8 protein-coding genes and 2 pseudogenes are annotated in these 8,312 nt (G+C 71.5%); 7 read left to right on the plus strand and 3 right to left on the minus strand.

All coding sequences use genetic code 11. From position 1 onward, the window contains the following. The 5 genes and pseudogenes from FV222_RS29555 to FV222_RS11705 all read left to right on the plus strand — a co-directional run. Nucleotides 1-269: pseudogene (locus FV222_RS29555) on the plus strand (hypothetical protein); the annotation flags it as partial. 223 nt (nucleotides 270-492) lie between these two features. Continuing rightward, nucleotides 493-1,827, plus strand: coding sequence for an MFS transporter (locus tag FV222_RS11690; protein ID WP_147752516.1), 1,335 nt, complete (start codon nucleotides 493-495; stop codon nucleotides 1,825-1,827). A 118-nt stretch (nucleotides 1,828-1,945) separates the two neighbouring features. After that, entirely contained in the window at nucleotides 1,946-2,236 is a 291-nt protein-coding gene (locus tag FV222_RS11695; protein ID WP_147752517.1) for a hypothetical protein, read from the plus strand. Between the two features lie 4 nt (nucleotides 2,237-2,240). Next, nucleotides 2,241-2,921: an HAD family phosphatase gene (locus FV222_RS11700; protein ID WP_147752518.1), complete on the plus strand. Its 681-nt coding sequence runs from the start codon at nucleotides 2,241-2,243 to the stop codon at nucleotides 2,919-2,921. Between the two features lie 171 nt (nucleotides 2,922-3,092). Beyond that, complete coding sequence (locus tag FV222_RS11705) at nucleotides 3,093-3,317, plus strand: hypothetical protein (protein WP_147752519.1); 225 nt, start codon at nucleotides 3,093-3,095, stop codon at nucleotides 3,315-3,317. A 172-nt stretch (nucleotides 3,318-3,489) separates the two neighbouring features. Here FV222_RS11705 and FV222_RS11710 read toward each other — a convergent pair whose 3' ends face one another. The 3 genes from FV222_RS11710 to FV222_RS11720 all read right to left on the minus strand — a co-directional run bounded on the left by FV222_RS11710 (nucleotide 3,490) and on the right by FV222_RS11720 (nucleotide 4,818). After that, nucleotides 3,490-3,801: a hypothetical protein gene (locus FV222_RS11710; protein ID WP_147752520.1), complete on the minus strand. Its 312-nt coding sequence runs from the start codon at nucleotides 3,799-3,801 to the stop codon at nucleotides 3,490-3,492. 116 nt (nucleotides 3,802-3,917) lie between these two features. Further along, a complete protein-coding gene (locus FV222_RS11715; protein ID WP_147752521.1) occupies nucleotides 3,918-4,298 on the minus strand; it encodes a DUF6481 family protein in 381 nt (126 codons plus the stop codon). A 310-nt stretch (nucleotides 4,299-4,608) separates the two neighbouring features. After that, nucleotides 4,609-4,818: a cold-shock protein gene (locus FV222_RS11720; RefSeq protein WP_147752522.1), complete on the minus strand. Its 210-nt coding sequence runs from the start codon at nucleotides 4,816-4,818 to the stop codon at nucleotides 4,609-4,611. Between the two features lie 572 nt (nucleotides 4,819-5,390). On the opposite strand from FV222_RS11720, the gene FV222_RS11725 reads away from it, so the two are divergent. Beyond that, nucleotides 5,391-7,316 (plus strand): autotransporter assembly complex family protein, encoded by a 1,926-nt coding sequence (locus FV222_RS11725; RefSeq protein ID WP_246685429.1) that lies wholly within the window; start codon nucleotides 5,391-5,393, stop codon nucleotides 7,314-7,316. Between the two features lie 170 nt (nucleotides 7,317-7,486). After that, nucleotides 7,487-8,312, plus strand: a pseudogene (locus FV222_RS11730) (hypothetical protein); the annotation flags it as partial.

The raw sequence follows: 8,312 nt of genomic DNA on the forward strand, positions 1-8,312 counted from the left end.
GCCTGGCGCCGAGCCCGGCCAAGACCCTCAAGCCCCGCGCCAGCCGCGCCAAGGCCGTCGCGAAGCCCGCCGAGGTCGCCGCGAAGCCGGTTGCCAAGACAATATCTGCCAAGACAACCGCGACCAAGGCTTCGGCCTCCAAGACGTCAGCCCCCAAGACCCCCGCTTCCAAGACGGCGGCCCCCAAGACTCCGAAGGCGCTCGCCGCCGCCGGCCTCGCCGCCAAGCCGAAATCCGCCCGCGCCGCCACGGGCGCCAGCCTGCACTGAGGCGCCGCACGGCCCTTCGACGTCGACCGCAAGAGCCCGTCCCTCGCCCGAGGGGCGGGCTCTCGCCGTTCGAAGGGCCCTTGTCGTTCGAACGGCTCTTGATCGTTCGAAGGGCTCTTGTCGCCGTCCTCGCCCTTCTCGGACGGCGTCGGATGCGGGATACCCGGTGCTTCGGCCGCGCGGGACGGGTTCGCGTCTTTCCGAGAGCAGGGTTTTGGTCCGCATGCCAGACGCCGTCGCCGGGAGCGGGGCCGCCGCGCCCGCATCCGCCAAGCCGTCCTTTCTGAGCCACCTCGCCGACCGGCGCATCGCAGCGATGCTCGGGCTCGGCTTCAGCTCCGGGATTCCGTTCCTGCTGGTCTACGTCACGCAGTCGGCCTGGCTCGCGGAGGCCAAGGTGCCGATCGGCATCCTCGGGCTGCTGAGCGAGCTGACGCTGGCCTACAAGTTCAAGTTCCTCTGGGCCCCGTTCCTCGATCGCTACGACGCCCCCATCCTCGGGCGCTGGCTCGGCCGGCGGCGCGGCTGGATCGTCGCCACGCAAGCCGGCGTGGCGCTGACGCTTTCCGGCATCGCCTTCGGCGACCCGGCGCATTGGCTCGCCTGGACGGTGGTGTTCTCGCTGGCGCTGGGATTCGCCGGCGCGACGCAGGACGTGGTGATCGACGGCTGGCGCATCACCGTGGCGCCGGCCGAGCGGCAGGCGCTGATGTCGTCCTTCGCCGAGGTCGGCTGGCGGGTCGGCAACCTCGCGGCCGGCGCCGGCGCGCTCTACCTCTCCGACGCCTACGGCTGGCGCGCCGCCTACCTGTGCATGGCCGTGCTGATGGCGCCTGGCATGATCGCGGCGCTGATGGCGCCGGAGCCGGAATCCGATCGGAACGCCGCCCATGTCAATTCCCAAGCCCGCGCCGGCTTCGTCGAGACCGTGATCGCGCCGATCCGCGAGCTGATCACGCGGCTCGGGCCGATGGCGGTGCCGATCCTCGTGATGGTCGCGGGCTTCCGCATGCCCGGCTACGTGTCGAGCGCGATGGCGATGCCGCTGTTCAAGAGCCTGCACTACTCCAACACCGACATCGCCACGGTGACCAAGCTGTTCGGCTTCGGCGTCGCGCTCTCCGGCACGTTCCTGGCGAGCTTCGTGGTGCCGCGGATCGGCATCCTGGCGAGCCTCGTCGCCGGCACCGTGTTCGGCTCGGCCTCGCACCTCGCGCTCGCCTACCTCGCGATCCACGGCGGCGACGGGGGCGGGGCGTTCTGGACCTTCGCCGCCGCCGTCAGCATCGACAGCTTCGCCTACGCCTTCGCCTCGATCGTGCTGATCACCTACATGTCGTCGCTGGCCTCAAGCGAGCACGCAGCGAGCCAGTACGCGCTGCTCACCTCGCTCTGTGCGCTCCCCGGCAGCCTGCTCGCCGGCGCCTCCGGCTTCATCATCGAGGATGTCGGCTTCGCCTGGTTCTTCGTCGGCACGGCGCTGCTCGGCGTGCCGGTGGCGATCCTGTGCGTCTACGTCTGGCGCGTCCACCCGCGCACCGACGCTCCGGCGGGCTGAGGCTCCGACACGCGGCGTGGAACGGGGGCGAAGCTGTACCGTTGTCCGACGAGACGCATTTGCCGGTGAAGGCGCGAGCGCGCCGCGCGCGCGCCGCCCGTTCCGTCACGAGGATCCGATGACACTCCGCACAGCCGGCCTTCTCCTCGCCCTGCTCGCCGTCCCGGCCACCGCGCAGGCGCAGGTCTACCGCGACCGTCCGGCGGCGGGTCCCCTCGGTGAGACCGTGCCGATCACCGTCGGCGGGCGCGCGCCCTGGCAGCCGGCCTGGGCCTACGATTCCGGCGGCGACAACGACCGGCGGCCGGAGCTGCCCTACTATCAGCAGGGCCGCGGCCAGCAGACCGGGGGCCCCACCCGCAACCTGCTGCCCGACGACGGCTTGCGCCTCGTCCCGATTCCGCGCTGATCCGATGAAAGCCGCGATCTTCGACATCGACGGGACGCTGCTCGACAGCGTCGACCTCCACGCGGAAGCCTGGGTCGAGGCCTTCCGCCACTTCGGCGTGGAGACCGACTTCGCCGAGGTCCGCAGCCAGATCGGCAAGGGCGGCGACGAGCTGATGCCGGTCTTCCTGTCGGAGGCGCAGCTTCGCGACCAGGGCGAGACGATCGAGGCCTACCGCTCCGACCTGTTCAAGCGGGACTACCGCGACCGGGTGAAGCCGTTTCCGGGGGTGCGCGCCCTGTTCGAGCGGCTTCGCGCCGACGGCACGACCATCGCGCTGGCCTCCTCGGGCAAGCGTAGCGAGGTCGAGCACTACCAGAAGGTGCTCGGCATCGAGGACCTCGTCGACGCGGCCACCAGCTCGGACGACGCCGAGCGCTCGAAGCCCCATCCGGACATCTTCCAGGCGGCGCTGAAGCGGCTCGACGACGTCGATCGCAGCGAGATCGTGGTTTTGGGCGACACGCCCTACGACGCGCAGGCCGCCGGCAAGGCCGGGCTCGCCACGATCGGGCTCCTGTGCGGCGGCTTCCCCGAGGCCGACCTGCGGGCCGCCGGCTGCATCGCGATCTACCGCAGCCCGGAGCATCTGCTCGCGGATTTCGAGGCCTCGCCCCTGGCGAAACGCAAGCCCGGCGACGGGTGATTCGCCAGCTTGCCCACTCTTGTCCCCGCATTCCTGGCATGCGTGTGGCCGGGATGCGACGCAGTCTCGCGCCGGCTACGGACAGCGCGCGATAAGGCTGGCGCCGGCGGCGCGAAAGGCGTAGCCACCCCGCCGGAACTTCCTGGGATCCTTCTGAGGACGGGGCGGATCATGCAACAGACGGCCGAGACCAGCGTACAGACCTGGATCCCCTGCATCGACAGGCCCCTCCACGAGCGGATCGCGGAGGCGGTCCAGAGCCGCGCCACGCCGATCAGCCAACTCCTCCGCTTGATGTCGGCCCTCGACGCCGAGGGCAACGCCCACGAGAACCTGGCCAACGAGAACCTGCGGCTCCAGCTCCGCGCCCGCATCGGCGCGCCGCTGAGCGCCTGACGCCCGGAATCGCGTCGGCGACGGCGCCGGCGATGCTTGCGTGTTGAAGTCATCGGCTTCGACCAGCGCATGCCGGCGGCGTCCTCGAAGCCGGATCGGCGGTTCGGCCCGAGCCCCCGATGCGCTCGCCGCCACGGCGAGCCGTGGCTTCGACCATCCGAATGTCTGGTCACTAAGGCTGGACCCAGAGGCAGGCCGACTCGCCTTTCACGGCGAGGCATTCGAACGGCGCGCCACCGATCATCGCGCGATGCTCGACGGCCCCGACGTCCGCGCGGGAGACTGCCTTGCATCCGGGCCGGCCGGCGGCCGCGGCGAGGGCGGCCGCGCGATCGGGATTGGCCGTCGCGAGAAGGCGCAGCGAGACGAGCGTGTCGCAGGCGGCGATCCGGTCGTCAGGCTCCGCGTGGGCCGGCGTCACGAGCAGGACGGTGAAGCAGATCGCGGCCCAGCGCGCACGATGTCGGACGTCCCGCGCGATCATGATTTTCCTTCGGCATCCACGGACAGGGCGGCTTGCCCTCCTCGGAAAACGGCAACGCCGTCCGCGGCTAACGGACGGCGTCGTGTGGCGGCCGGATGCGCTGGCGCGTCCGGGATTCAGCGCTTGGTCTTCACCTTGGCCTTGCGGGCGGCGTAGCGGGCATCGCGAAGTTCCTTCTTCGCGGCGAGCTCGGAGGCTTTGCGCTCCTGCAGCGCGGCGGCCTCGGCGGCCTCGCGGGCGATCTGAGCGGAAAGCTCGGCCTCCTCGCGGGCGCGCTTCTCTTCCGCGGCCTGCTTCTCGGCGGCGATGCGGGCGGCCTCGCGCTCACGGGTGCGGGTTTCGCGGGCCTGGACGAGCTCGGCGCGGGCCTTGGCCTTGGCGATCATCTCGGGGTCGTCGGCCGGGGGGCGCGCCTTGAACTTGGCGAGCAGGGCAGCCTTGGCGGCTGCGGAATGCTGACGGCGGTCGTCGAAATTGCGATAGTCGAATGCGCTCATCTGACCTTTCTCGTACGGTGTCTCACTTCGGGGTTTCGGGAGCGTCCGCGCCGGATCAATCCGTGGGACGGGGCCGGGGGAACGGGCCCTGCAGCAAAGCGTCTTCCGCCCTGCGGCGGATCGAAAAAGCCAATGACCGAGCGCTTGCCGGCATGCAACCTGGACGTCATCGGGAAATCGTGACGAAGCGCGGAAATCGTCGTCGCGCCACCCAAATCCAGCCACGGATGCGGAAATGCCGCAGCGCCGTGACAGCAAGTGACTAGGTTGACGCCCCCGGACTTCAAGTCCGGAGGCGTCGTCCGTCGGATCAGGCAGCCTGGAGGTTCCCGGCCGACTGCTTGCCGGTGCGCTTGTCGTTCTCGATCTCGTAGGAGAGCTTCTGGCCCTCGATCAGGTTGCGCATGCCGGCGCGCTCGACTGCCGAGATGTGGACGAACACGTCTTTGCCGCCGTCATCCGGCTGGATAAAGCCGTAACCCTTGGTCTCGTTGAACCACTTCACGGTGCCCGTGCTCATGGCGCCTACCTCCGTCGTATCAGATGTGTTGACCCCGCCGGCCCGAGCGGCTGTCCACGCGTGGGGATGGGCGAGGGAGTATGGATGTCGAGATGGAATGTCAGTCGAAGCAACGCCCTTGCAAGAGGCTAAAGGGACAGCGGGCGGAGCAACCCGGCGGCGGCCGGCAAGCATCGACGCAGTCGCAGAGGTAGGTCGCGCCCGGGCGTCTGACAAGAGTGCGGCCAACGGTGGCGCCGACCGTCGCGGCGCCCGCCGAAGGTTGCCGCAGCCGGCCCGGGCAGATAGGCTCGACCGCGTGCGCGATGGGGTCCTGGCGATCGACCCCGCGCCCGATCGACCCCGGATCCGGCTCGGGCGGGGGACCGGCGGCGGCCTTCCTTAAGGCCTGCCGTGGCATGATCGGCATCGCGGCAACGGGGGGACTTCGAAATGATCGCGACGGATCGTTCGCACGCCGCGAACCTGCAGCGCACGGCCGGCCGCCGGGCGTGACGCGACGCAACCGGGACCGACCGCGCGTTCGGAACGGCACGCGCGACGGCGCTCGGGCCGGCGCCGTCCTCAGCTCCATCGTCGCCGCCGGCCTGTCGCTGTCCGCCGCGCCGGCCGCGGCCTTCGACCTGTTCGGGCTGTTCGGCTCCGAGGAGGAACCCCTGGCCCCGAGCGCCGCGGCGCTGCCCTACGCGCTCAAGATCCAGGGCACCGACGATTCGGACCTGGAGAAGACGCTGGAGGACACCTCGACCCTGCACCGCCTGCGCCGCGAGCCGCCGCCGGACGGGGAGGGGTTGGTGCGCCGCGCCGAGGCCGACATCCGGCGCCTGCCCGACGCGCTCTCCGGCTACGGCTACTACGCCGGCCGCGTCACCGTGCGGATCGAGGAGGTGGTGCTCGGCGGCGAGGCCTCGCTGATCGCCGCCGCCCGCGCCGCGGAATCCGAGCGCGCCCGCGCCCTGGTCCCGGTCCGCATCGCGGTCGATGCCGGGCCGCTCTACACGATCCGCACCGTCACTGTCCGCGATCCGCAGGGGCAGGCCTTCCCCGAAGACGTGCTGCCGCCGCGCTTCACCCGGGTCGACGACGACACCCCGGCGCGCTCCAGCCTGGTGCTCGCCCGCGAGGCGAAGATCGTCGACCGCTTCCGCGAGCGCGGCCACCCCTTCGCCAAGGTGGTGTCGCGCGATCCCGTCGTGGACGACGCCGCCCACGTCATGGACGTGACCTTCACCGTCGACCCCGGCCCGCGCGCCGGCCTCGGCGCGGTCGCCGTGCGCGGCACGAAGGACATCGACCCGGCGGTGGTGCGCTCCTTCATCTACGCGGAGCCGGGCGACCCGTACTCGCCCAAGGCGCTCTCCGACATGCGGCGGGCGCTGGTGAAGGTCGAAGGCCTCGGCTCGGTGCGGGTGCGCGAGGGCGAGGCGCTGGACGGGCAGGGCAACCTGCCGATCTTCGTCGACGTGACCGAGCGCGACCGCAACCTGATCGGCGTCTCGGCGCGCTACTCCACCGTCGACGGCCCCGGCATCCGGGCGACCTACGCCAACCGCAACCTGTTCGGCGGCGGCGAGACCATCCGCCTCGACGCCGACCTGTTCTACCTCGGCAACGACCTCTACGCGACGCAGCGCAAGCTCGCCGGCATCGAGTCGAACGGGCTCGGCGGGCGCTTGTCGGCCACCTTCGTCAAGCCGGCGCTCTGGGGCACCCGCAACGACCTGATCGCCAACCTCTTCGCCGGCCGCGAGGCGCAGCAGAGCTACGTCGCCGACGCCGCCGGCGGGACGCTCGGCGTCCGCCACCGCTTCTCGGACACGTTCTACGCGCAGGTCGGCGTCGAGGGGCAGGCGGGCCGCGCCCAGGACGCGCTGGGCAAGGTCGACTACCGCCTGGTCGGCATCCCGGTCTCGGTGTCCTACGATTCCACCGACAACCTGCTCGACCCGACCAAGGGTGTCCGGCTCACCGCCTCGGCGACGCCCTATGCCGGCTTCCTCGGCTCCGATCCGTCGATCTTCGTCGCCAAGGCGCAGGGCTCGACCTACTACGCGCTGGACGACGAGGCGCGCTACATCCTCGCCGGCCGCCTCGGCTTCGGCTCGATCTCCGGCGCCAGCCTGGAGGACATCCCGGCCAACATCCGGTTCTTCGCCGGCGGCGGCGGCTCGGTGCGCGGCTTCCCCTATCGCACGCTCGGGCCGCGCGGGCCGTTCAACCTGCCGGTCGGCGGCCGGAGCCTGCTGGAAGCCTCGTTCGAGGCCCGGATCAAGATCACCGACACGATCGGCGTGGTGCCGTTCTTCGATGCCGGCACCGCGTTCGCCGGCTCGCTCCCCGACTTCGACGAACGCATCCGCACCGCGGTGGGCCTCGGGCTTCGCTACTACACCGGCATCGGCCCGATCCGCGTCGACGTCGCCCTCCCGCTCGACCGGATCAAGGGCAACCACGAGCGCCCGGTCGCGCTCTACATCAGCCTCGGGCAGTCGTTCTGATGGGAATCTGGGACACGCGACGCGGCGCCTTCTCCCAGGGGGAGGGGGCTGGGGCGAGGGGCGTGACCGCTCCGGACACTTCTCATCCCTCACCCCGACCCTCTCCCGGCCGGGAGAGGGGGCCCGCGCTCGGTCCGGCGGCGTTGCGCCGTGCAGGGATCCGCCGTCCCGTGGGGCAGGGCGGAACGCGCGTCGCGCTCGCCGCCTCGCTCCTCGTCGTCGGGCTTTCCGCTCCCGCAGCCGTCACCCACGCCGCGGACGAGGCCGAGAAGACCGTGCTCGGCGGCCTGCTCTCGCGGGCGCTCTCGACCCCGTCGTCGCGCGTCGCCATCGGCGCGGTCGACGGCGCGCTGTCGTCCGACGCCGTCATCCGCGACGTGGCGATCAGCGACCGCGACGGAGTCTGGCTCAAGCTCGACCGGGCGCGCATCGTCTGGCGGCGCCTCGCGCTCCTGTCCGGCCGGCTCGAGGTCGACACCCTCGAGGTCGGCAGGCTCGACGTGCTGCGGCGCCCGGTGCCCGCCGCCGTCGTCGCGACGCCGGAGCCCGACGGAACCCTGCTGCCGGACCTTCCGGTCAAGGTCGAGATCAAGAACTTCTCCCTGGCCGACCTCGTGCTCGGCGAGGGCATCGCCGGCCAGCCGGCGCGGCTCTCGGCCAAGGGCCGGGCGAAACTCGGCGCGCCGTCCGAAGGGCTCGACCTCGACGCCGCGGTGCAGCGCCAGGATGCCGGCGGCCGGTTCGGCCTCAAGCTGCTGTTCGTGCCGCAGGGCGAGCGCCTGGAGGTGAAGGCGGCCCTGAACGAGCCGGCCGGCGGCCTGCTCTCCAAGGGCCTAAACATGCCCGGCGCCCCGCCGGTCGACCTCGACCTCGACGGGCGCGGGACGCTGGATGCGTGGAACGCCCGCCTCGATTTCTCCGCCGGCGAAACCATCGGCGCGCAGGGCGGCGCCCGGATCACGCGGGTCGGGTCCGAGCGGCGGCTCGCCCTCGACC

This window comes from Methylobacterium sp. WL103 (assembly GCF_008039885.1).
In the GTDB taxonomy this organism is placed as follows: Bacteria; Pseudomonadota; Alphaproteobacteria; order Rhizobiales; family Beijerinckiaceae; genus Methylobacterium; species Methylobacterium cerastii.